The organism is Vibrio artabrorum (genome assembly GCF_024347295.1).
GTDB classification, from domain to species: domain Bacteria; phylum Pseudomonadota; class Gammaproteobacteria; order Enterobacterales; family Vibrionaceae; genus Vibrio; species Vibrio artabrorum.
Window position 1 is genome coordinate 935,376 of the sequence record NZ_AP025458.1, and the last position, 24,782, is coordinate 960,157.

20 protein-coding genes and 1 pseudogene are annotated in these 24,782 nt (G+C 44.8%); 14 read left to right on the top strand and 7 right to left on the bottom strand.

Going from position 1 to position 24,782, the window contains the following annotated elements:
• Positions 1-229 precede the first annotated feature (229 nt).
• The 5 genes from OCU36_RS04375 to OCU36_RS04395 all read left to right on the top strand — a co-directional run bounded on the left by OCU36_RS04375 (position 230) and on the right by OCU36_RS04395 (position 6,712).
• On the top strand, positions 230-1,687 hold the full coding sequence (locus tag OCU36_RS04375; RefSeq protein ID WP_261839202.1) for a protein adenylyltransferase SelO: 1,458 nt from the start codon (positions 230-232) through the stop codon (positions 1,685-1,687).
• 186 nt (positions 1,688-1,873) lie between these two features.
• Positions 1,874-3,241, top strand: coding sequence for a GTPase HflX (gene hflX / locus OCU36_RS04380; RefSeq protein ID WP_261839203.1), 1,368 nt, complete (start codon positions 1,874-1,876; stop codon positions 3,239-3,241).
• A 291-nt stretch (positions 3,242-3,532) separates the two neighbouring features.
• Entirely contained in the window at positions 3,533-4,528 is a 996-nt protein-coding gene (locus tag OCU36_RS04385; protein ID WP_261839204.1) for a TRAP transporter substrate-binding protein, read from the top strand.
• 64 nt (positions 4,529-4,592) lie between these two features.
• Positions 4,593-5,348, top strand: a complete 756-nt coding sequence (locus OCU36_RS04390) for a TRAP transporter small permease (RefSeq protein WP_261839205.1) — start codon at positions 4,593-4,595, stop codon at positions 5,346-5,348.
• Positions 5,349-5,350: 2 nt separating this feature from the next.
• Positions 5,351-6,712, top strand: coding sequence for a TRAP transporter large permease (locus OCU36_RS04395; protein WP_261839206.1), 1,362 nt, complete (start codon positions 5,351-5,353; stop codon positions 6,710-6,712).
• A 32-nt stretch (positions 6,713-6,744) separates the two neighbouring features.
• Here OCU36_RS04395 and OCU36_RS04400 read toward each other — a convergent pair whose 3' ends face one another.
• The 3 genes from OCU36_RS04400 to OCU36_RS04410 form a co-directional block, all read right to left on the bottom strand.
• A complete protein-coding gene (locus OCU36_RS04400) occupies positions 6,745-6,918 on the bottom strand; it encodes a hypothetical protein (RefSeq protein ID WP_261839207.1) in 174 nt (57 codons plus the stop codon).
• 98 nt (positions 6,919-7,016) lie between these two features.
• Positions 7,017-8,366 carry a sigma-54-dependent transcriptional regulator gene (locus OCU36_RS04405; RefSeq protein WP_261839208.1) on the bottom strand — a complete coding sequence of 450 codons (1,350 nt, stop codon included), beginning with the start codon at positions 8,364-8,366 and terminating at the stop codon, positions 7,017-7,019.
• Positions 8,367-8,526: 160 nt separating this feature from the next.
• Entirely contained in the window at positions 8,527-10,329 is a 1,803-nt protein-coding gene (locus OCU36_RS04410; RefSeq protein ID WP_261839209.1) for a sensor histidine kinase, read from the bottom strand.
• A 159-nt stretch (positions 10,330-10,488) separates the two neighbouring features.
• Between OCU36_RS04410 and OCU36_RS20025 the strand changes: the two are divergent.
• The 8 genes and pseudogenes from OCU36_RS20025 to OCU36_RS04445 form a co-directional block, all read left to right on the top strand.
• Positions 10,489-10,671, top strand: a pseudogene (locus tag OCU36_RS20025) (hypothetical protein); the annotation flags it as partial.
• Between the two features lie 319 nt (positions 10,672-10,990).
• Positions 10,991-12,289: a trigger factor gene (gene tig / locus OCU36_RS04415; RefSeq protein WP_261839210.1), complete on the top strand. Its 1,299-nt coding sequence runs from the start codon at positions 10,991-10,993 to the stop codon at positions 12,287-12,289.
• A 105-nt stretch (positions 12,290-12,394) separates the two neighbouring features.
• The gene (gene clpP / locus OCU36_RS04420) at positions 12,395-13,021 is read left to right on the top strand and encodes an ATP-dependent Clp endopeptidase proteolytic subunit ClpP (protein WP_261839211.1); all 627 of its coding nucleotides are present in this window, start codon (positions 12,395-12,397) and stop codon (positions 13,019-13,021) included.
• 81 nt (positions 13,022-13,102) lie between these two features.
• Complete coding sequence (gene clpX / locus OCU36_RS04425; RefSeq protein ID WP_261839212.1) at positions 13,103-14,383, top strand: ATP-dependent protease ATP-binding subunit ClpX; 1,281 nt, start codon at positions 13,103-13,105, stop codon at positions 14,381-14,383.
• Between the two features lie 132 nt (positions 14,384-14,515).
• Positions 14,516-16,867 carry an endopeptidase La gene (gene lon / locus OCU36_RS04430; RefSeq protein WP_261839213.1) on the top strand — a complete coding sequence of 784 codons (2,352 nt, stop codon included), beginning with the start codon at positions 14,516-14,518 and terminating at the stop codon, positions 16,865-16,867.
• Positions 16,868-17,038: 171 nt separating this feature from the next.
• Positions 17,039-17,332, top strand: coding sequence for an HU family DNA-binding protein (locus tag OCU36_RS04435; protein ID WP_261839684.1), 294 nt, complete (start codon positions 17,039-17,041; stop codon positions 17,330-17,332).
• Between the two features lie 220 nt (positions 17,333-17,552).
• Entirely contained in the window at positions 17,553-19,418 is a 1,866-nt protein-coding gene (gene ppiD, locus OCU36_RS04440; protein ID WP_261839214.1) for a peptidylprolyl isomerase, read from the top strand.
• Between the two features lie 243 nt (positions 19,419-19,661).
• Positions 19,662-19,961: a ComEA family DNA-binding protein gene (locus tag OCU36_RS04445; RefSeq protein ID WP_261839215.1), complete on the top strand. Its 300-nt coding sequence runs from the start codon at positions 19,662-19,664 to the stop codon at positions 19,959-19,961.
• Between the two features lie 18 nt (positions 19,962-19,979).
• Here OCU36_RS04445 and rrtA read toward each other — a convergent pair whose 3' ends face one another.
• Positions 19,980-20,516, bottom strand: a complete 537-nt coding sequence (rrtA, locus tag OCU36_RS04450; RefSeq protein ID WP_261839216.1) for a rhombosortase — start codon at positions 20,514-20,516, stop codon at positions 19,980-19,982.
• 9 nt (positions 20,517-20,525) lie between these two features.
• On the opposite strand from rrtA, the gene OCU36_RS04455 reads away from it, so the two are divergent.
• The gene (locus OCU36_RS04455) at positions 20,526-21,125 is read left to right on the top strand and encodes a tRNA-uridine aminocarboxypropyltransferase (RefSeq protein ID WP_261839217.1); all 600 of its coding nucleotides are present in this window, start codon (positions 20,526-20,528) and stop codon (positions 21,123-21,125) included.
• Between the two features lie 26 nt (positions 21,126-21,151).
• On the opposite strand, the gene OCU36_RS04460 is transcribed toward OCU36_RS04455, so the two are convergent.
• The 3 genes from OCU36_RS04460 to OCU36_RS04470 form a co-directional block, all read right to left on the bottom strand.
• Positions 21,152-22,495, bottom strand: coding sequence for an anti-phage deoxyguanosine triphosphatase (locus OCU36_RS04460; RefSeq protein WP_261839218.1), 1,344 nt, complete (start codon positions 22,493-22,495; stop codon positions 21,152-21,154).
• Positions 22,496-22,549: 54 nt separating this feature from the next.
• Positions 22,550-23,134 (bottom strand): 5'-deoxynucleotidase, encoded by a 585-nt coding sequence (gene yfbR, locus OCU36_RS04465; RefSeq protein ID WP_017060613.1) that lies wholly within the window; start codon positions 23,132-23,134, stop codon positions 22,550-22,552.
• Between the two features lie 169 nt (positions 23,135-23,303).
• On the bottom strand, positions 23,304-24,536 hold the full coding sequence (locus OCU36_RS04470; RefSeq protein ID WP_261839219.1) for a pyridoxal phosphate-dependent aminotransferase: 1,233 nt from the start codon (positions 24,534-24,536) through the stop codon (positions 23,304-23,306).
• Between the last annotated feature and the right edge of the window lie 246 nt (positions 24,537-24,782).

The window sequence follows — 24,782 nt, forward strand, 5'->3', positions numbered from 1 at the left end:
CTCTTTCTCTTATAAATGTGGCTTTTCTCATCAGGTTAGCCACTTAACTTTTCCTAAGTCATTTTCTTCTAGTCGTCACTCCCTTCAGTCTGCTTCTTCTCTTAAGTCACTACTTTCTTGCAGTGGATTAGTTTGTCACCTTCTCGCGATAAAGAGCGCCATCACACTTCTGAAGTTGTTATCAAATTGTGATAATCTTAAATTATCTTTCATCTACAGTGTGCCTCTCATGTCTGTTTGGGATTCTATTTCATTTAACAATCGATTTACGGCATTACCTCGACGGTTCTATACCCCAGTTCAACCGACACCGCTATGCAATGTCCAATGGCTTGCTTGGAATCACGCTCTGGCGAGTGAACTCGGTTTTCCGTTGTTTGAGGCTGTCTCTGAGGAGCTATTGGAGACGTTGTCTGGCAATGTTGAATCTGAGCCATTTTCTCCGCTAGCCATGAAATACGCAGGCCATCAGTTTGGCTCTTATAATCCCGATTTAGGTGATGGAAGAGGGCTGCTATTAGCACAAGTTGTTGCTAAAAGTGGTGAAACGTTCGACTTACACCTCAAAGGTGCAGGTAAAACACCCTATTCGCGTATGGGCGATGGCCGTGCGGTTATTCGTTCAACGGTGCGTGAGTATCTGTGTAGCGAAGCGATGGCGGGGCTACATATCCCAACCACTCGCGCATTAGCTATGATGACCAGTGACACGCCGGTTTACCGTGAGAAGCAAGAGAGAGGCGCATTACTGGTGCGTGTTTCCGAATCACACATCCGCTTTGGCCACTTTGAGCACCTGTTTTATACCAATCAGTTGGCTGAGCATAAGTTGCTTGCTGATAAAGTGATTGAATGGCATTTCCCGGAGTGTATTGATCAAGAAAAACCCTACGCTGCAATGTTTAATGAGATTGTTGATCGTACTGCGGAAATGATCGCGTTGTGGCAAGCAAATGGCTTTGCTCACGGGGTGATGAACACTGATAATATGTCGATCATCGGACAAACCTTCGATTATGGCCCGTTCGCCTTCCTTGATGAATATGTCCCTCGTTTGATCTGTAATCACTCAGATTACCAAGGCCGCTATGCCTTTAATCAGCAACCAAGAATCGGGCTTTGGAATCTGTCGGCATTGGCTCACTCACTTTCTCCACTGATCGATAAGGCCGATTTAGAGGCCGCTTTAGAGCAGTATGAGCCGCAAATGAATGGTTATTTCAGCCAGATGATGCGTCGTAAGTTGGGCTTGCTTTCGAAACAGCACGGTGACAGTCGCTTGTTTGCATCTATGTTCGAGCTGATGTCGCAAAACAAAGTCGATTACCCGAGGTTCTTTAGAACGTTGTCGAACCTAGATACTTTACCGCCACAAGATGCGATTGATTTGGTTATTGATCGAGAGGCCGCAAAGCGATGGTTGGATCATTACTTGCAGCGTTGTGAGTTGGAAGAACGTTCAGTGACAGAACGCTGTGAAAAGATGAGGCAGGTAAATCCGAAATATATCCTCAGAAACTACTTAGCTCAACTTGCGATAGATAAAGCGGAGCGCGGTGATAGCAGTGACATTGAGGCATTAATGGTGGTGCTGGCAGACCCTTATGCCGAACACCCTGACTATGAACACCTCGCCGCGTTACCACCTGAGTGGGGCAAAGCGATGGAAATTAGCTGTTCATCTTAACTTTTTGCTTGTCACCATTTTTTATTACGGACGAAAAGGGATCAATAAACGAGATAAATGCGTTAACAGCAAGAATATCGCGATTTAGTCTCCGTTAGCTCTATAAAGCTGACGGAGAACAGCGTAGGATCGAACGACTTTAGATCAAAAACTAGCTTGCACTTCGGTGCATAAACAGAAGAATACATGAAACTAACAGCAAAACCCTCCGCGAGTAACGCTTTACTTATTTCTATTACGACACCGGATTTCAAAGGTGACGAAGCAAAAGAGTCTCTTGCCGAACTTGCTCGCTTAGTGTCAACCTTAGGGTTTAAAGTCGTCGGCACGCAAGCGCAACATCACAGTTCATCGCAAAGACAAAATGTGTTGGGGGCCGGTAAGCTTGCTGAAATCGCACACCTGACAGGATACAAAGGCTCAATTGAAGAGGCAGAAGATGAAGACTTCCTTGATGAGTCAGGTCTGTTTGATTCTGAACTCGATGAGTTAGATTTTGACGATCTTCCAACGGGTGATTTTCAATACGGTACTGCTGATGTTGTGGTCTTTGACTGTGATTTGAGCCCGTCTCAACTTCGTAATGTTGAGGCTCACTTAGGTGTCGAAGTGTTTGACCGCACAGGAATCATCATTGAGATTTTTAGCCGCCACGCTCGTACTCGTACCGCACGCCTGCAAGTGGAAATTGCTCGTCTAAATTACCTAGTCCCTCGACTGCGTGAAGTGGGTGAGGGCGACAAAGAGCGCCAAATGGGTCAGGGCGCGGGTGAAACTTCATTAGAGCTAGACCGTCGTAAAGTTCGTGACCAAATTGCTGCACTTAAACGTGAGTTAGTGAGCGTACAAGATGAAATGAAGAACCGACGCACTAAGCGTGCGGAGCTTTTCACTGTCGCTTTAGTGGGTTACACCAATGCCGGTAAATCTTCGATGATGCGCGCAATGACGGCAACCGAAGTGGTGGGTGAAGATAAACTGTTCGCAACGCTCGACACCACGGTTCGTGCGCTTCAGCCAATCACTCAACCGCGTATCTTGGTTTCAGACACGGTGGGGTTCATCAAGAAACTGCCTCATGATCTTGTTGCTTCATTCCACTCAACGTTAGCTGAAGCGCATGATGCTTCACTGCTTCTGTATGTGGTTGATGCTTCTGACGTTTCTTTTCGTGCTCAGCTTGATGTCGTACACGACGTGTTGGCACAAGTGGGCGTTGAAGGCAGTGAAAAGCTATTAGTACTGAATAAGTGCGATAGATTAAGTGAAGAGCAACAGCGAGCACTGATTGAAGAGTTCCCGGAGGCGATGTTAACGTCGACTCGTGATCCGTTAGATATCGCCAAACTGCACAAGTATATCGTTGGTATTGCAGAAGAAGGGATGATCGAAGAAGAGATCACGATTCCTTATTCGGGACAAAGTATCATCGGTGAGATTCGCTCCAACATGAGTGTGATTAAAGAAGAGTACGACTACGAACACATCAAACTTACCGTTCGTTCAAGTGCCATAGATTTAGCACGACTGAAAAAGCGTATGCAGAACACTTAATCCTCAATCAAGTTGACATACCAACGGCCCTTCATTTGGGCCGTTATTGTACCTAGCCCTCATTCACCATTGATGCAGTGTTGGTCAAATCCTACCCATTTACAAATCTTTAATGTGTCATTTCCCACCCATAAATTTTATTCGCAAGTTGACGACCAAAGCCGGTAGATCTTATGAAGCCTTGTGGTTAAAGGCTTGTTAATGTTTTGTGTTAATGTGGCGCGTTAATTGCCTTAGTGAAAGCACGCAGTTCCCATTGAAGGGCTGCTTTGTTTACTAAGGAGAATAATAATGTTTAAGCCGCTTACCCTGCTGTCTGTCTCTGCTCTGGCGCTCACAAGTTTTCATGCTGCTGCAAACTGTGATCCTGGTGAAATCGTAATTAAATTCAGTCATGTAACCAATACCGATAAGCACCCGAAAGGCATCGCCGCTTCTTTACTGGAAGAGCGAGTAAACACAGAAATGAATGGCAAAGCTTGTATGCAAGTTTTCCCTAACTCAACGCTTTACGATGATAACAAGGTACTGGAAGCCCTGTTAAATGGTGATGTTCAAATGGCGGCACCATCGCTGTCTAAATTTGAAAAGTTCACTAAGAAATACCGCATTTTTGACCTTCCGTTCTTGTTTGAAGATGTCGCCGCCGTTGACCGTTTTCAAAACTCAGAATCTGGTGAAAAACTGAAGAACGCGATGAAGCGCCGTGGCTTGCAAGGTCTCGCGTTTTGGCACAATGGTATGAAACAGATGTCGGCGAACAAACCTCTGATCAGCCCTGAAGATGCCAAAGGGTTGAAATTCCGTGTGCAAGCATCAGACGTCTTGGTGGCTCAGTTTGAACAACTAGGCGCTAACCCACAGAAGATGTCTTTCAAAGAAGTGTACGGTGGCCTACAAACGAAAGTTATCGATGGCCAGGAGAACACATGGTCAAACATCTACGGTAAGAAGTTCTTTGAAGTACAAGACGGTGTGACGGAAACCAATCACGGCATATTGGATTACCTAGTGGTAACGTCCAATGACTTCTGGAAAGGCCTACCTGAAGATGTACGCACACAGCTTGGTACTATCGTAAAAGAAGTGTCTGAGGCTCGTAACGCTGAATCTTCAAAAGTTAACCTAGCGAACAAAAACAACATCATCGAAGCGGGTGGTGAGGTTCGTACACTGACGCCTGAACAGCGTGAAGCATGGGTAGTTGCACTTCAACCAGTATGGAAGAAGTTTGAAAAAGACATCGGTTCAGACCTTATCGATGCCGCGTTAGCCTCAAACCAATAACACCGCTAAGGGAGTGGCGCGTATTCGTCACTCCTTATTAAAACAATGATAAGCGGAGTCAATTATGGAAAAGCCTCAAATGGAACAACCCAATTCTAGCCAATCAGCACGGGAAACCTCTCTTTTTTCCAAAGTCGGAAGAGTTACGGATGTGATTGAAGAGTCATTAATCGCATTTTTTCTTGGCGCAATGACGCTACTTACTTTTGCTAATGTGGTATTTCGATACGCATTCAATGACAACATCTTATGGGCACTGGAACTGACCGTGTTCATGTTTGCTTGGATGGTGTTAGTGGGCGCATCTTATGGCGTTAAAAAACACTTCCACATCGGTGTTGATGTGATCATCAACCTTGCCCCAGAAAAGCTACGCAAAGTGTATGCGCTCATCGCTGTGACGAGCTGCCTAGCATTTTCAATCTTACTTCTTATCGGCTCTTGGAATTACTGGTACCCATTCGCGACCGATCGCGCATGGTATGAGACTGATGATATTCCAATGCCAGAGATGCTTCAGTTTCTTGCTGACTGGCTGAATGAAGGCGAGCGATACGAGAAACTGCCACGTTTTATTCCTTATATGGCGCTGCCGATTGGTATGGCAATGCTGACGTTCCGTTTTGCTCAAGTTGCTTACCAAGTAGTAACAGGTAAGCTTGATCGGATGATTGCTGGCCACGAAGCCGAAGAAGAGCTGGATGCGTTGAAAGCGGGCGTGCTAGCGGGCTCTGACGAAGATGCGACAGCGGTATTGAATTCGACTCCGCAGAACAAAGCGAATGAGTCGAGTACAAAATCTAACGGTAAGGAAGACTAATCATGGCAATGTTATTTCTATTTTTAATGGTCATTGCTTTCATGTTGGTCGGTGTACCAATTGCAATTTCCCTCGGTTTATCGAGCGTAATATTCTTATTGATGCATTCAGATGCGTCATTAGCTTCAGTCGCACAAACGCTGTTTAATGCTTTTGCAGGCCACTACACACTGTTAGCGATTCCTTTCTTTATTTTGGCCTCTAGCTTCATGTCTACGGGTGGTGTGGCGAAACGTATTATCCGTTTTGCTATCGCGATGGTCGGTTGGTTCCGCGGCGGCTTGGCGATGGCGTCGGTTGTGGCCTGTATGATGTTCGCAGCCCTTTCTGGTTCATCTCCTGCAACGGTAGTGGCGATCGGTAGTATCGTTATCGCAGGTATGATCAAAAACGGTTATTCAAAAGAGTTCGCGGCAGGGGTTATCTGTAACGCAGGTACGTTGGGGATCTTGATTCCACCGTCCATCGTGATGGTGGTATACGCAGCGGCGACCGATGTATCGGTCGGGCGTATGTTCCTCGGTGGTGTGATTCCTGGTCTGCTGGCGGGTGTGATGCTAATGATTGCTATCTACATTGCAGCTCGTATTAAGAAAATTCCGGCCCAGCCATTTGTGGGCTGGGGTGAGATGTTCGCAGCTGCGAAAGATGCGAGTTGGGGCTTGCTACTGATTGTTATTATTTTAGGTGGTATCTACGGCGGTATCTTTACTCCGACAGAAGCGGCGGCCGTCGCAGCGGTGTATGCCTTCTTTATTGCCAACTTTATCTACAAAGATATGGGGCCGTTTGCGGACAAGAAAAACACAAAACCAGCGTTGGTGAAAGTGTTGCAAACGTTTTTCCACAAAGACACCAAAGACACGCTTTACGATGCAGGTAAGCTGACGATCATGCTGCTGTTTATCATTGCCAACGCTCTGATTCTTAAGCATGTACTGACCGAAGAACGCATTCCTCAAATGATCACTGAGTCTATGCTCTCTGCAGGCTTAGGGCCGATCACCTTCTTGATTGTAGTGAACGTTTTACTCTTGATTGGTGGGCAGTTCATGGAGCCATCAGGCTTGCTGATCATCGTTGCGCCATTGGTATTCCCAATCGCTATTGCACTCGGTATCGACCCAATCCACCTTGGTATCATGATGGTAGTGAACATGGAGATAGGGATGATAACGCCGCCTGTCGGGCTCAATTTGTTTGTGACCGCAGGGGTCGCCAAGATGTCGATGATGAACGTGGTAAAAGCGGCACTGCCTTGGGTCGGCGTGATGTTCTTATTCCTGATTATCGTCACTTACGTGCCGTGGGTATCAACATGGTTACCGACCACATTGATGGGGCCTGAGATCATCACTAAGTAGAGAGTTAAGTCATAACAAAAAGTGAGGAGGTATCATACCTCCTCATCGACATTCTTACCGAAGTATGAATGAGGGTCCTTCTGTTGATAGAGGGCTCTTTTGGCTTCTAATTCGGGTGTATTTAAATCAACATGTTGATCGACGTAATACACCCCATCGATCTCAAACGTATCGGCTATTGAGGGAACTCTGGTTTTCTCACCCATAACCACTCCTTAATCATATTGAAAATGCCTTTAGGTATTTGCCACTAAATGCATCAGTATTCATATTAATTGTAGGAGATCTTACTTATATATCGAATTTAATTTTCATTTTGTCGGTATGATTCTTTCGTTAGTTGGTGTTTTTGCATTTTGTCATAAAGGGTTTTACGTGGGAGTTTTAGCCGCTTCATGGTGTTCTTTATGCTGCCGTTACATTCAATAAGCGCTTGCTTTAACGTGTTTTTCTCAAAATCAGAGACCAGCTTTGCGAGCGACAAGTCTTGGGTTGATCCCGTTGTACTGTCTGGTAAATGAGAGAGCTTGCCCAAAAGAACAAAACGCTCGGCTGTATTTCTTAGTTCGCGGACGTTTCCCGGCCAGTCATGAGCTAAAAGCGCGTGCAGTTCATTTTGTGGAAGGGCTGGGGCTGTTTTGCCGTAACGCGCGGCAGCGACCAATAAAAAGTGGTGGAAGAGTGCAGGAATATCTTCTTGACGAGCTCTTAATGGTGGCAGATCGAGAGTAACGACATTGAGTCGATAATAGAGATCTTGGCGGAAAGTGCCTTCTTCAGCGGCTTTCTTTAGGTCGACTTTAGTGGCCGCAATTACTCGAATGTCTAGAGGGACTAAACCGTTTGAGCCAACCCTTTCGATGACGCGTTCTTGCAATACACGTAATAGTCGAATTTGTGCTTGCATCGGCATGGACTCAATTTCATCTAAGAAGAGAGTTCCGCCTTGAGCAAACTCGAATTTACCCACTCGCTTGCTTTCTGCGCCAGTGAATGCCCCTTTCTCATGACCATAAAGTTCACTCTCAATCAGGTTTTCAGGAACTGCGCCACAATTGACCGCGACAAAGTTTTGTTCTCGTCGGCTGCTTTGCTCGTGCAGAGAGCGTGCGACCAACTCTTTGCCGGTGCCTGTTTCACCAAATAACAAAATATCGGCGTTGGTGTCGGCAACGTGAGTGATGATAGACCGTAACTCAGTCATTGATTGCGTGTCACCAATGATCCTTGGCCCCAGTGCTTGGCTAGCTTTAAGCGAACGCTTTAATTCAAGGTTCTCAAGAGTAAGTTGGCGTTTTTCTATCGCTCGTTTGGTGGTTTCTATTAGGCGTTCATTGGCGAAAGGTTTTTCAATGAAGTCGTAGGCGCCGTATTGGATTGCTTGAACCGCCATCGAAATATCGCCGTGACCCGTAATCATAATCACCGGGATCTCTTTGTCTTTGTGCATCACTGTATTGAGCAGATCATGGCCGGAAAGCCCGGGTAAACAGATATCAGTGATGATGACGTGAGGTAAGCCGTTTTCTTGAATCGCGAGCAGAGCAGACTCCGCATCGGTAAAGAATTCCGCATCAATGCCAGCGAGCTCAAAGCTCTGTTCAATGGCCATTCTTAGGTCGGATTCATCATCAATGAAATAGACGTAACACATAGTGATTCCTTTACTTCTTTGTTTTCTGATTATCGCTGAGTTTTTTGTTTGTTGGTTTACTTGCTTGTTAAATCGCTAGCTTAATCTCAGTCTGTTGTTTGTTGTTTGTTGTTTGTTGTTTGTTGTTTGTTGTTTGTTGTTTGTGTGGTGGTGCTTTTTCTTACTGTTCTTGTTCAACAAGGGGCAACTCTATGCTGAATCGAGCACCACCTTGAGGGCTGATACCTGTCACGAGTTTGCCGTTGATCCCGCTGATTATTTGTTGAGAAATCGAGAGGCCCAGTCCAAGGCCGTTTTTCTTGGTGGTATGGAAAGGTTCAAAAAAGTGTCCGCTTGAAGGGGAAGTAAAGCCAGGCCCGTTATCATCGATATGAATCAGCAAGGTATTGGCTTGTTGTTGATTAGATTCCCGAATCTCTAACAGAATCGCTAATTGTTTGTCGTCTTGTTGTTCCATTGCCTGAATTGCGTTGGTTAGCAGATTAATGACCACTTGCTCCAGTTGAATGGCATTGGCAAGCACGCAAGCATTAAAGGTTTCAGGGAGTGCGTTGATCTTAACTCGTTCACTCTTAAGTTGTGGTTTCATCAGCTCTTTCGAGGAGAGTAAAATAGGGAGTATTTGCAACGTATGGAGCTCTTCTGCGGTGGATTTTTTGGCAAAGGAGCGAAGCTGATGGCTTATCTTAGCCATGCGATCAGTGAGCGATGATATCCGTGATAGGTTGTCATCCACACGGTCGATTTTGTTTTTCGCAAGAAACACTCGACCATTGTCTGCGTAGCTGCGAATCGCGGCGAGTGGGTTATTCAGCTCGTGGCTGATACCCGCAGACATTTGACCTAAGACCGCCAATTTAGCCGCTTGAATCAGTTCATCTTGCGTTTGTCTGAGTACACGCTCGGTTTCGATACGTTGTTTGATCTCTATATGAAGTTCAGAGGTTCGTTCGAGTACTTGAAACTCAAGTTTTTGCTTGGCTTCAGATTGCAGCCTATCGATTTGAGCGCGTCTTTGTTGTCGATGGTGATTGAGTAGTATCGTCAGATAAATGATTGCAAAGATAAGGCTTAAAATCACAAGGTAAGCAACCAAGTCCCACCAAACTAAGTGGGTTGGAGAAAATACCCGTATGGTGAGTTTCGGTGCGGCTAGCAAGCGTGAAGAGCTAAAAAACTGCTCTTGGACAAGTTGGTGTGGTGACTCAATACGACTGGTGGCACTGTCTAAGTCGCCGGAAAAATGCAGGCTGTCTATTTTTGTATCGAGATACTGCCTGCTTTCTTGAATTCGAGAGTGTTGTTGTTCGCTTAGTGGTTGAAGGCTTTTGAACAGCCACTCAGGCTTACTCGACATAAAGACAATTTGGTCTTTATCGTCAGCAACAAAAATACTCTGTTTACCTTGCCAACTGGCCTCTATCAGCGATAAATCCATCTTGACAACAATGACGCCAATAATCTCAGCAGCATAGGAGACGGGGTAAGAATAATAGTAGCCTCGCTTTCCTGAGGTTGAGCCCAGTGCAAAGTATTGGTTTTCATTGCCAATAATCGCTTCTTGAAAGTAGGGGCGGAACGCAAAGTTACGACCAACAAAAGAACGTGATCGCTTCCAGTTACTGGCAGCAATGGTGGTGCCGAGGCTGTCTAATAGATAGGTATCGGAGGCTTGAATCACCGAGTTTACGTGTTCTAGGTAACGATTAGTGAGTTCGATTTGCGCAGAGTTATTGGGAGCGTGCAGGGCATCAACCAGCTCTTTGTCTTTTGAAAGCAGTTCTGGAATGTGCGCGAACTTGTCCAATTGATTGGAAATATGGACTGAAAATCGGTCCAGTTGAGATTGGTGATCATGTAATAAACGTTGATGGCTTGTGCTCCACACCCAGTGACCTCCCACAACCACCAGCAAGCAGTAGGCAATGAGTAGCATTAAAGGGGGGCTCAATACTCGAAACATGAAAGCTCTCCGCTAATTCTCAGTAAAGAATACATCTGTATTTTCTCGTTTATGAAAGCAATCTGCGGCCGTTTTTGCTTCATGTCGAGAGGCTCAGATTTTGCTAGGTTAAGGCTTTGTAACGGAGATTGTTGAAAAAGTTATCGACTCTGAGGGGTAAAACAAGAGCAAGATCTCTTTTTAAGGTTTTTAGTAAAAAAAGGGCTCGATTCCCTTGAAAAAGTCGCTATTGTCCCCATTTCTGTTGTGCTAAGTGATGTTTTTATCGTTTTTTTATCATTTAGTTGTACGAATTTAGAGTATTCATCATCAAGCAGAGGTGAACGGCTCGACAGAGATTAAACAGATCGCTAGAATGTCGCGTCTAAAATTTCTGTCCTGAGGCTAATCGGAGATACCTTTCTTGTTTTTGAAAACAAGCTTTACAGCTTTTTATCCGTGCGTGAGAACGCCACTTTTAATAAACATGTGAAGAGCGAAGATATCGCTGATTAGTCTGGTGTTTAGTTGAATAATCAATTCAAACATCAATGCTCGATTTTAAATTAGGTGTTCGGATAGAGCACTACACAAGGATGCAGCCAACAACATCGGCTTTTTAATTAAAGCTAAGTTACGGCTCATATGCTCAGATTACTGAGCCAGTTTTGAGGTTTATATAATGCAAGTTACTGTTGAAACGCTAGAAGGCCTAGAGCGCCGTCTTAATATTACTGTTCCTGCTGCTAACATCGAAGATGCTGTTACAGCTGAACTACGCAACATCGCGAAAAACCGTCGTTTCGATGGTTTCCGTAAAGGCAAAGTGCCAATGAAGATGGTTGCTAAAATGTACGGCAAAGCAGTACGTCAAGACGTGATGGGCGAAGTAATGCAACGTCACTTCATCGAAGCGATCGTTAAAGAGAAAATTAACCCAGCTGGCGCACCAACTTTCGCACCAGTTGAAAACAACGAAGGCGCTGACCTAGTATTCAACGCAACTTTTGAAGTTTACCCAGAAGTTGAGCTGAAAGGTCTAGAAAACATCACTGTTGAGAAGCCAGCAGTAGAAGTTAAAGACGCTGACGTTGAAGAGATGATCGAAACGCTACGTAAGCAACAAGCAACTTGGACTGAAGTGGACGCTGCTGCTGAAGCTGGTTCTCGTGCAACTATCGACTTCGTTGGTTCTATCGACGGTGAAGAGTTCGAAGGCGGCAAAGCTGAGAACTTCCCACTAGAGATGGGCGCTGGTCGCATGATCCCTGGCTTCGAAGACGGTATCGTTGGTAAAACAGCAGGTATGGAATTCGAAATCGACGTAAACTTCCCAGAAGATTACCACGCTGAAAACCTAAAAGGTAAAGCGGCTAAGTTCTCTATCAAGCTGAACAAAGTTGAAGCTCGTGAACTTCCTGAACTGAACGAAGAATTCGTTTCTAAGTTCGGTGCAGCTAACGGCGTTGAAGGTCTTAAAGCTGAAGTTCGTAAGAACATGGAGCGTGAGCTTAAGCAAGCTGTTAAGAACCGCATCAAAGAGCAAGCTATCGACGGTCTAGTTAACGAAAACAACATCGACGTACCTTCTGCTCTTATCGATCAAGAAATCGGTGTTCTACGTCAACAAGCGGCTCAACGTTTCGGTGGCAACACTGAAGCTGCTGACCAACTTCCACGTGAGCTGTTCGAAGAGCAAGCTAAACGTCGCGTCGTTGTCGGTCTTCTTCTTGGTGAAGTAATTAAGACTGAAGAGCTAAAAGCTGACGACGAGAAAGTGAAAGCTATCATCGAAGAGATGGCGACAGCATACGAAGATCCAACAGAAGTTATTGCTTACTACGAGCAAAACGAGCAAATGATGAACAACATGCGCAATGTTGCTCTAGAAGAGCAAGCTATTGATGCAATCATCGCTAAAGCTCAAGTTTCTGATAAAGAAGTTAGCTTCAACGAGCTAATGAATCAGCAACCTGCTTAATATAGTAATATCTGACGTAGAAGGTTGACGTACGGTCAACAATTCTGCTAACAATGGTCCGTATGATTTAATCATTCGGGCCATTTATTTTAGGGACATAAGAATATGAGCTACCAAGAAAAAAATACAATGCCATCGATTATGGACGCACTAGTTCCTATGGTGGTTGAACAGAGTTCCCGTGGTGAACGTTCTTACGATATTTATTCTCGTCTATTAAAAGAACGTATCATTTTCTTAACCGGTCAAGTGGAAGACCACATGGCAAATCTTGTCGTGGCTCAACTGCTTTTCTTGGAATCAGAAAACCCAGACAAAGATATCTATCTTTACATCAACTCACCTGGCGGTAGCGTAACAGCAGGCATGTCTATCTATGACACCATGCAGTTCATCAAGCCAAACGTGAGCACAGTATGTATGGGCCAAGCTTGCTCTATGGGTGCATTCTTACTTGCGGGTGGTACTCCAGGTAAGCGTCACGTGCTTCCAAACTCACGCGTCATGATTCACCAGCCACTTGGCGGTTTCCAAGGGCAAGCGTCTGATATTCAAATTCATGCGCAAGAGATCCTAACGATCAAACAAAAGCTAAACAAACTATTGGCAGAGCATACCGGTCAGCCTCTAGAAGTTGTTGAGCGTGATACGGATCGTGATAATTTTATGTCTGCTGATCAAGCAGTAGAATACGGTTTGGTGGATTCAGTTCTTAATCACCGCGGTCAATAATTGCCGGGCAATTGTTTGACGCAAAGTGATTCAAATTGATATACACTCAAACATAAAGAGTAAAGGCTAAGAGGTTAGCGAATGACAGATAAAAGCAAAGAGGGTAGTAGCGGTAAACTGCTTTACTGCTCTTTCTGTGGCAAAAGCCAACACGAAGTTCGCAAGTTAATCGCAGGTCCTTCTGTTTACATTTGTGATGAATGTGTCGATCTTTGTAACGACATTATTCGTGAAGAAATTAAGGATGTTCTTCCTAAGAAAGAATCAGAATCGTTGCCAACGCCGCGTGAGATTCGAGAGCATCTTGACGACTATGTAATCGGTCAAGAATACGCGAAGAAAGTGCTAGCAGTTGCAGTATATAATCACTACAAGCGTTTGCGTAACGGTGATACGACAGCTGAAGGCGTAGAGCTAGGTAAGAGTAACATTCTTCTTATTGGTCCTACGGGTAGTGGTAAAACACTGCTGGCTGAAACATTGGCTCGTTTCCTAGACGTCCCTTTCACAATGGCAGATGCAACGACACTAACCGAAGCGGGTTATGTGGGTGAAGATGTTGAAAACATCATCCAGAAGTTGCTTCAAAAATGTGATTATGACGTAGCAAAAGCGGAACGCGGCATTGTTTACATCGATGAAATTGATAAAATTTCTCGTAAAGCTGAAAACCCATCAATCACACGTGACGTGTCTGGTGAAGGTGTACAGCAAGCGCTGTTAAAACTTGTTGAAGGTACTGTGGCTTCAGTTCCACCTCAAGGTGGTCGTAAGCATCCACAGCAAGAGTTCTTGCAAGTGGACACATCTAAGATCCTATTCATCTGTGGTGGTGCGTTTGCCGGCCTAGATAAAGTGATTGAGCAACGTGTAGAAACAGGTTCAGGTATCGGATTTGGCGCTGAAGTGCGTTCTAAAGATGAAACGAAGACTATCGGTGAATTGTTCACTCAAGTAGAACCTGAAGATCTCGTGAAGTATGGTCTTATCCCTGAGTTCATCGGTCGTCTACCTGTTACAACAACACTGACGGAGCTTGATGAAGAAGCGCTAATCCAAATCCTGTGTGAGCCAAAGAATGCACTGACAAAACAGTATGCAGCACTATTTGAGCTTGAGGATACAGAGTTAGAATTCCGCGAAGATGCACTACGTGCCATTGCTAAGAAAGCGATGAACCGTAAAACAGGTGCTCGTGGTCTACGCTCTATTTTGGAGGGTGTTCTACTAGAAACTATGTACGAACTGCCATCTTCAACAGATGTGAGCAAGGTTGTGATTGATGAGGCAGTAATTAATGGTGAGTCAGAACCACTATTGATTTACAGCAACTCAGACAATCAAATGGCTGTTGCTGAGTAGGTCTTTTTTAGACGACACACTCAAATCGAAAAAGGAGGTAAGCAATTACCTCCTTTTTTTTATTCTTCCATTGAATCCAGTCGTTTAAGCCCCATATACTGCTTTATAAGTTAAAGCGGAAGAGAGAAATATATGAACTTGGAACGTTCCGAGCGTATCGAAATCCCCGTGCTACCTCTACGTGATGTAGTGGTTTACCCACACATGGTTATTCCATTGTTTGTCGGTCGTGAAAAATCGATTACTTGCCTTGAATCGGCAATGGAAGCGAACAAACAAGTACTACTTGTCGCGCAGAAAGAAGCGGACACTGATGAGCCTTCAATCGACGACCTATTTAATGTAGGTACAGTTGCTACTATTCTTCAGCTACTCAAGCTCCCTGATGGTACGGTAAAAGTACTTGTCGAAGGTCAGCAGCGTGCAAAAATTCACCAATTCAAAGAGAGTGAGTTTTTCTTAGCCGATGCCGAATACGTTGTTACTTCAGAACTTGACGAAAAAGAACAAGAAGTGGTGGTTCGCAGTGCGATCAATCAATTCGAAGGCTTTATTAAGCTAAACAAAAAGATTCCGCCAGAGGTTCTAACGTCTCTGAATGGTATTGATGAGGCGGCTCGCCTTGCTGATACCATTGCCGCGCACATGCCACTTAAATTGGTCGACAAGCAGCACGTTCTAGAAATTTTAGATGTCACTGAACGTTTGGAATTTTTAATGGGCCAAATGGAGTCAGAAATTGACATCCTGCAAGTTGAAAAACGCATCCGTGGCCGCGTTAAGAAGCAAATGGAAAAGTCTCAGCGCGAGTACTACCTGAATGAGCAAATGAAAGCGATTCAGAAAGAACTGGGCGAGATGGATGACGCACCCGATGAGTTCGAGACTCTCAAGAAGAAGATCGAAGATTCGAAGATGCCTCAAGAAGCTCGTGAGAAAACTGAGCAAGAACTGCAAAAACTGAAAATGATGTCGCCAATGTCTGCTGAAGCAACAGTAGTACGTAGCTACATTGATTGGATGGTTGGCGTTCCTTGGGCTAAGCGTTCAAAGGTTAAAAAGAATTTAGCGAAAGCGGAAGAGATCTTAAACGAAGATCACTACGGCTTGGAGCGTGTTAAAGAACGTATTCTTGAGTACTTGGCAGTACAAAACCGTATCAACAAGCTAAAAGGTCCAATCCTTTGTCTTGTCGGTCCTCCTGGTGTCGGTAAAACCTCGCTAGGTCGTTCGATTGCAGCGGCAACGGGCCGTAAATACACTCGTATGGCACTGGGTGGTGTACGTGACGAAGCGGAAATCCGCGGTCACCGTCGTACGTATATCGGTTCACTTCCGGGTAAATTAATCCAGAAAATGTCGAAAGTTGGCGTTAAGAACCCACTGTTCCTATTAGATGAAATCGATAAGATGTCTTCTGATATGCGTGGCGACCCATCTTCAGCGCTGCTAGAAGTACTCGATCCTGAGCAAAACAACGCATTCAACGATCACTATCTAGAAGTCGATTACGATCTGTCTGATGTGATGTTTGTTGCAACATCGAATTCGATGGACATACCGGGTCCACTGTTGGACCGTATGGAAGTGATTCGCCTGTCGGGCTACACCGAAGATGAAAAGCTGAACATTGCTAAGAGCCACTTATTGGACAAGCAAGTTCAACGCAACGGTCTTAAGCCTCATGAGATTGAAATTGAAGACTCGGCAATTATCGGCATCATTCGCTATTACACACGTGAAGCGGGTGTACGTAATCTAGAACGAGAGATCTCTAAGATCTGTCGTAAAGCCGTGAAAAATATCTTACTAGACAGTAGCCTCAAGTCTGTGACGGTTAACATGGATAACTTGAAAGAGTATCTGGGCGTTCAACGTCATGACTTTGGCAAGGCCGATGAGAGTAACCGTATTGGTCAAGTAACGGGTTTAGCGTGGACTCAAGTGGGTGGTGACCTGCTGACTATCGAAACGGAATCAATGCCAGGTAAAGGTAAGTTAACGCAAACCGGTTCTCTTGGCGATGTGATGAAAGAGTCGATTCAAGCGGCCATGACCGTGGTTCGTTCTCGCGCTGAAAACCTGGGTATTAACTCCGACTTTTACGAGAAGCGTGATATCCATGTTCACGTTCCGGAAGGGGCAACACCAAAAGATGGTCCTAGCGCGGGTATCGCCATGTGTACGGCACTGGTGTCTAGCTTAACGGGCAATCCTGTGAAAGCTGAAGTGGGAATGACGGGTGAAATAACCTTACGTGGTGAAGTGTTGCCTATTGGTGGCTTGAAAGAAAAACTGCTTGCAGCGCACCGTGGCGGCATCAAAACCGTCTTGATTCCAAAAGATAACGAGCGTGATTTGGAAGAAATTCCTGACAATGTCATTGCTGACTTACAAGTGATCCCAGTCCAATGGATTGATGAAGTGCTTAAGGTCGCGCTAGAACGAGATCCGTCTGGGGTCGAGTTTGACGTGAAAAAATAGTGATGCATAGCAAAAATAAGTAAAGAATTACGCTGATAGCCTCAAAAAGGCTTGTCAGCGTTTTTTTTGGACGCTAAGTTATTCCACTAAGGCGGCAACCCCTTTTGTAATAAGGCTTGCGGCTAAATTAAAACCAAAATGGAACGTACAGTCATCAATAAATCTTCACAGATGACACATAGGGGAAAAACAGTGAATAAAACACAACTAGTAGAATCAATCGCAGAAAACGCAGATCTTTCTAAAGCTTCAGCGGGTCGCGCTCTTGACGCTTTCATCGAAGCCGTTGGCACAACACTACAATCAGGCGACCAAGTAGCACTTGTTGGCTTTGGTACTTTCAGTGTTCGTACTCGTGCTGCTCGCACTGGCCGTAACCCAAAAACAGGTGATGAGATCCAAATCGCAGAAGCGAAAGTACCTGGCTTTAAAGCGGGTAAAGCACTGAAAGATGCATGTAACTAATTTTACTGCCAAACCTTGAACTTGATGAGAGGAAGGCGCAGTAACATGCGTTTACTGTTTGAAAAATGATGTTTCATTCTTAAACAGTATATGTGCAAAGCACATTGAACTTATTTAAATTATGCGCATCCTACTGATGCGCATTTCTTTTTCTGATAATATCGCGTGAATAGACTTTTATTTTGAAGCCAATGCTTCATATCCGGAGAGCACTTAAATTATGATGGATCGATTACGCGAAGGCGTGAATGGCATCGCGGTAAAAATTATCCTTGGGTTGATTATCCTGTCATTCGTATTTGCCGGTATAGGCAGTTACATCACCGGTGGCAGTAACAACGCAGCAGCTAAAGTTGGCAACACAGAAATTGCTCGTGGTGAGTTTGAGCAAGCGTATCAAAATGAACGCAATCGCATGCAATCTCAATTGGGCGATTACTTTGCTCAAATGCTTGCCGACCCAGCATACGTAGAGTCTTTTCGTAAATCCGTTCTTGATCGTATGGTCAATGATGCTCTACTACAACAGCAAGCTGAAGCTCTAGGCTTAAGAATCAGTGATGCTCAAATCCGCACAACGATTTTAGAAATGCCTCAATTCCAAACCGCGGGTCAATTTGACCAAGACGTGTACCAAGCGGCATTACGTCGTGCAGGTTTCAGTGCAGAAAGCTTCGCCGAATACATGCGTCGCGACCTCATGCGCAATCAGCTTGTGACGGCCCTACAAGGCAGTGAATTCGCTCTTCAAGGTGAGATCGATGCTCAGAGCAAGCTTATTGCCCAAACTCGTGATATTCGCACGGTGAGCCTTTCGGTTGCTGATCTAGCAAAAGGTATCAAGCTGACTGACGAACAGATCGAACAGTATTACAATGAAAACCCTCAGGCATACACTCGCCCAGAGCAAGCTAAGGTGTCTTACATTGAACTGTCATCTGAAGCGCTAAAATCACAGATTAAAATTAGCGATGAAGAAGCTCAAAAATATTACCAAGAGCATCTAGACAAGTATTCAACTCAAGAGCAACGTAAAGTTAGCCACATCCTTGTTCAAGGTGATGATAAAGCGAAAGCTCAAGCGATCCTCGATGAGCTAAATGGTGGTGCTGACTTTGCCAAGTTAGCTGAAGAGAAATCTGACGACTTCGGCAGTGCAGATGCAGGTGGTGACCTAGGTTGGATTGAACGTGATGTTATGGACCCAGCCTTCGAAAAAGCGGCTTTTGCGCTAAAGAATATTGGTGACATGACGGGTTTAGTTAAATCTGAATTTGGTTATCACATCATCAAACTAGATGAATTAAAAGCATCTCAAGTTAAGCCTTACACAGAGGTTGCCGCAGAGATCAAACAAGAACTGCTTGATCAGCATGCTGTAGATGAATTCTACGAAAAGCAAACTCAACTCGAAAAAGTCGCGTTTGAATTCCCAGACTCTTTAGACGATTCGGCTGAAGCTATCAACGCGAAAATCATAACGACGGATTTCATTTCTCAAGCTGATGCGCCGGAGTTGTTGAAAACCCCCGCGGTAATGCAAGCTATCTTGAGTCCTGAAGTGAAAGAAGATGGTCTGAACTCTGAAGTTATCGAAGTGGCTCCTGAGCATGTGATTGTTGTTCGCGTCGAAGATACTCGTGACGAGGCGGTTCTTCCTTTAGAAGAAGTCAAAGCGCAAGTTGTGGCGTCTTTGTCTGCTGAAAAAGCGGAGCAACAAGCGGTTGAGCTTGGTGCTTCTCTAGTGAAGGAACTTAAGCAAGGCAATAAAGCACCATTGGCGGCTAATCATCTAGAGTTTACTGAACTTAAAACGATAGATCGTAATTCTCCATTAGCGGCTTCTGTATTTGCTCTACCTAAGCCAGAGAAAGGACAAGTTGTGTTCGGTCAATCTAAAGACCAGGACGGTAATATCATTGTGGTTGAGCTTTCTAAAGTAACAGCTCAAATCAACCCGGCTTACAGCACTCAAATTGGTGCTCAATTAGAGCGAGTTGGGAATCAACAAGATTTGACTAACATATTAAACGTACTGCGTAAAAACACGGACATTGAATACTACGTTGTGGGTCAAGGTCAGTAATGGTTTGATGACTCAGTAGCAGGAATGATGTGATAGCTTGTTACTGAGAATCAAAGCAAGACCTTTGCTTTATAAATTAGGTTTATTCGATAAATCAAATTTGTGAACTAGCAAACACCTAGATGAAAACAAGATGTCTAACAAAGCGGGTCACTCAAGTGACCCGCTTTATTTTTGTCTAGGCATTGTGTTATCTGACGCAGTAAATGCATACGTTACCTTTTTTAAACAAAGGAGCGGTTTATGCGCACAATATATTCAACATTACTTCTTTCATTCCTGATGACCATTAATTTTGCCGTGTTAGCTGAGAGCCCAACCAAGGCTGAGCTTTATGATGGCATTGAGGTCACCGTCAATATCAATACTGCGACAGCTGAGGAGCTCTCTGCACTATTGGTTGGTGTGGGTGACAAGAAAGCCCAAGAGATCGTTGATTATCGAGAGCAGCACGGTGCATTTATAGCCGCGAGTGATTTGGTGAATGTGAAAGGAATTGGCGAAGCTACGGTCGAAAAAAATCGTGAGCGAATTCAACTTTAATTTGAGAGCGTGAAAGGGCTACTTTCTACCCGGCAACCATAACCACACAGCCATGAAGCCCCCTGTAATCGCACCTGCTAGGTGGGCTTCAATGGCCACTCGAGCACCAATCAGTGCGGCAGTGGTACTCGAAGGGCCAACAAAGTGTTCCCAAGCGATCTTAGCGACTAATCCCAACACTAATAGCCAACTGGATTTTCTGCCGCTTAAAGCCTCTCTGAGCGCGAATAAGCCAAACAGTCCATGTAAGGTGCCAGATAGCCCCACATAGATTTGAATGCTTGAAAATAACAGTGCTAACCCAGTAGTGAAACTAATGACGAGTAAACCAAGCGTGAGTTGTTTTTTACTCGGTTGAAACAGATAGCTGATGATCCACAAGCCGGCTAGGTTCATCAGAAGGTGTGAGTAGTTGGTATGTGAAAAGTTTCCTGTTAGGATCCGCCACCATTGCCCATCGGCAATTGCATGGTTATCCCAAACGACCCAAGCTTGTATTGGCTCAAGTTGGAATAAGACGCATAAAAGTGAAGTGAACATTAAAACAGGGTACACATTAAATCCATGTCTCGTTATTGCCCCCAATGCAGCAAAGCGTTGAAAGCTTGTATTTGTCAGTGGGTGACACCACTTGAATCGAATGTAGAGCTTATCATTCTTCAGCATCCATCAGAAGAGCATCGTCCGATGGGAACGGCGCGTATCCTCTCTTTATCTTTAAATAACAGCGTGACGATTGTCGGGGAAGACTTTTCTCACAATGAACAGTTGAATGCGTTGCTGGATGATCAACAGTACCAACATGTGATTTTATACCCAAGTGAACACTCTGTGTCGGTTGAATCTATGACACACCCAAGTAAGCCACTGCGAGTGATTTTATTGGATGGGACATGGAAGAAGGCATTCAAGATGTGGCAGGTGTCGCGTAACTTGCACTCGTTGAGTACGGTTCACTTACCCAAAGCTCTCAAGGGTAACTATCGAATTCGCAAAGCTCCTAGTGAAAACAGCCTTTCAACTGTCGAAGCTGGCTATCATTTATTGAGCTTGTTGGAAAGTGATGGCGATTTTAGCTCGCTGTTAACGGCATTCGATCAAATGATTCAGTTTCAAATCAATCAAATGCCGCCAGGTGTTTTCGAGAAAAATTACTTAGATTAAGGCGCTTTAGTCGAGCGAGCCAGCAATCAAAACTCGCTATGAGCCGAAAACAGTTGTTGATGCATTTTTTGTGCAAGGTCATCGGTCATCGAGGAGACGTAATCGGCAATTACGCGCATTTTTCTTGAATCGTCTTGGTGTTGTAACCATTGCCTCTTGATAGGGAGCGGTAATAAACGTTCTGGATCGGCGCTGAATGCTTCAAACATGTCCATAATGATCTGTTGGCCTTTGTACTCAATAATTTGAACTTGAGGAACTTGGATAACAAACTCGCTAACAAAGTGTTTTAGCCTATCAAGTGTGCCGTCCATGCTCGGTTCAAGCTCAGCATTGTATGCCAATAGCACATTCTCAAAGTTGGCATCCACTCGCTTAATCGAGATACTGGTTAACAGTGCGTTGACTATCCCGCCAATCGCATCCTTTCGACGATACTGTTCACCAGAAAACAGCATCTCAGTAATCGAATCTAGGTGTTCACAAATCCAAGGAGCGGCCATCTCTTTCAGTTGAGGATAAGCCGATTCGACCCATTGAGTTTTGGTGACAGAACCAAGCACAATCGCATCTTCTAAATCGTGCACGCCATACGCGATGTCATCAGCCAACTCCATGATCGAACAATCAAGTGATTTGTATTTGGTTTTGTTGTGTTCAAGTGGCTCGGTGTGTAATTTTCTTTTCTGTTTTAGAAGCTGCTGGTCGTTGCTTGAAAGCGGCTTAAGTACCCAATTAAACAGCGCTTGATCATGATCGTAGATGCCTTTGGCTGGCATCCAATCTTTGGCTCGGAGCTGTCGTTGATGCTTTACCGGTTCAGATTGAGACTTAGCTTGAACTTCGCTCAACAGAGAAGGGTACTTAATGAGACCGAGCAGAGTGCGTCGAGACAGATTCATCCCGTGATGTTCGGTATAAGGTTCGAGCTGCGTGACAATACGAAACGTTTGGGCATTGCCCTCAAAACCGCCGTGGTCACGCATCATGTAATTCAGTGCGACCTCCCCGCCATGCCCATAAGGAGGGTGACCAATGTCGTGCGCTAAACACAATGAATCAATCAAACTGTCTGAGGGTAATAAGTCTCGAAACTCGGGTTGTTTTTTTTTCAACTGAGCGACAATGCCAGTCCCAAGTTGTGCAGCTTCCAGCGAATGGGTCAGCCGAGTGCGGTGGAAATCATTGATCGTGGTGCCATGGATTTGGGTTTTTGCTTGTAGGCGACGAAAGGCTGCTGAGTGAAGTATGCGTGCACGATCGCGTTGGTACGGGCTACGGTGGTCATCACGTCTTATTTTATGCTCATCGTCGTTTCGATGTTGCCATTCTTGTTCGAGTTCAAATATGGGGTCGAGTTGGACTGTCAAAATAGCACCTATCAATCTGATTTAATTCGCCAATGACACTCAAGTTATACCCAGCTAGCTAATTTCGTCTAGTGATAATTCAAAACTTGGTGCAAAAGTGGTAAGGAAATAATCCATTTCTGGGCTTTTACGCTGTTCGAGTGTTTCTTCCAATCGTCGTTTAGCTTGTTCGTATTCGTGATTGCCCGCACTGAGTTCTTCCAAGCATTTCAAGTAAGCACAGATGGTGTCAGCCTGCTTGACGATGCTTTGTTCTTCTTTACTCGCAGTACCAGATATTAAGAAGGGGGCGAAGTCGTCTCGGAACTCTTCTGGCAACATCGAAAGCAGTCTTTGTTCTGCTGCGGCTTCTATCTTCTTATACTCTTGTGCAATGTCCGGGTTGTAGTATTTAACTGGCGTTGGCAAATCCCCCGTCAGTACCTCACTGGTATCGTGGTACATGCCAAGCAGAGCAATGTGCTCGGGGTTAAGCTGACCATCAAACTTCTTGTTTTTGATCAGCGCCAAAGCGTGTGCCACGAAAGCAACCTGTAGGCTATGTTCTGAAATGTTCTCGCTTGAGACTGAGCGCATTAGAGGCCAGCGCTGGATGAGCTTCATGCGTGCGAGGTGGGCGAAGAAATGGCTCTGCTTCATAAGTGTCCTTTTTAAAGAGTGCTCCACTCGTATTTTGTGTTTACACAGGCATACGAGACAGCGGATACAAAAAAGGCTCCCAAACAGGAGCCTTTTAAGCATAGAAGTGATTGATTACAAGTTAAAGTCTTTTAAAACAGCAAATTGTAGCCATCTTTCTTTGTGCTCATTAACCTTCGATGAGGTCGTCTTGGCTGTAAGTCTGTAAGAAGCGCTCTAGACGACCAATCGCGATTTCCAGATCTTCAATGTGTGGCAGAGTCACAATGCGGAAGTGGTCCGGTTTCGGCCAATTGAAGCCGGTACCTTGAACCAGTAGCACCTTCTCTTGCTTAAGGAGGTCGAGCACAAATTTCTGATCGTCTTTGATGTTGTACATGTTAGTGTCAATCTTAGGGAACAGGTACATCGCGCCTTTCGGTTTCACACAAGAAACACCAGGGATTTTATTGATCAGCTCCCATGCGCGATCGCGTTGTTCAAGCAGTCGACCACCTGGAAGAATCAGCTCATTGATACTCTGGTAACCGCCGAGTGCGGTTTGGATAGCGTGTTGCATTGGCACATTGGCACATAAACGCATCGAGGCCAGCATTTCTAGCCCTTCTATATAGCCTTTTGCTAGGTGTTTAGGACCGGTTAAGAACATCCAACCGCCACGGAAACCGCACACACGGTAAGCTTTAGACAGGCCATTGAACGTGACCATTAGCACATCTTCAGCAAGCGTGGCGACGGAAGTATGCACGGCACCATCGTAAAGTACTTTGTCGTAGATCTCATCCGCGAAGATGATCAAACCATGTTCACGAGCAATTTCGACAACTTGCAGTAGGAAATCACGGCTGTATACCGCACCCGTTGGGTTGTTCGGGTTGATCAGCACGATGCCGCGCGTCTTTGGTGAAATCTTCGCGCGCATGTCGTCTAGGTCTGGATACCAATCGGCATCTTCATCACACATATAGTGAACCGGTGTACCACCAGAAAGCGCAACAGACGCTGTCCATAGGGGGTAATCCGGAGCGGGAACTAAGATTTCATCGCCATTATCAAGTAGCGCCTGCATCGACATAACGATAAGCTCTGATGCCCCGTTGCCAATGTAAACGTCTTCTACATCAAGGTTACGTAGACCTTTTTTCTGATAGTGCTGCACAACCGCTTTACGAGCGGAATAGATGCCTTTTGAGTCACAGTAACCTTGCGATGTTGGAAGGTTACGGATTACGTCAACAAGGATTTCATCAGGGGCGTCAAAACCAAATGGGGCGGGATTCCCAATGTTAAGCTTTAGTATTTTATGTCCTTCTTCCTCCATGCGTTTAGCATGTTTGAGTACAGGCCCTCTTATTTCATAGCATACGCTGTTGAGTTTTGACGACATCCCGATATTTTGCATTGTCGATTTCCTGAAATTAATTTAAATACTTTATTAAAGTACCGCAAAATAGGGTTTGATAGAATAAAAATCTGATAAATACCGTATTTTAGTAATCACTGTTTTCTGAATTTTAAAGAATCACTTTCTTTGTTGTTGGCTAAGATGAATAAAGGGTCAGGATCGGTTAAAATCAGAGGAATGTTGAAAAGACAAAGTACAATCTTGATCTAAGTGGGTGCAGCCCATAAAGTATCAAATTGATAT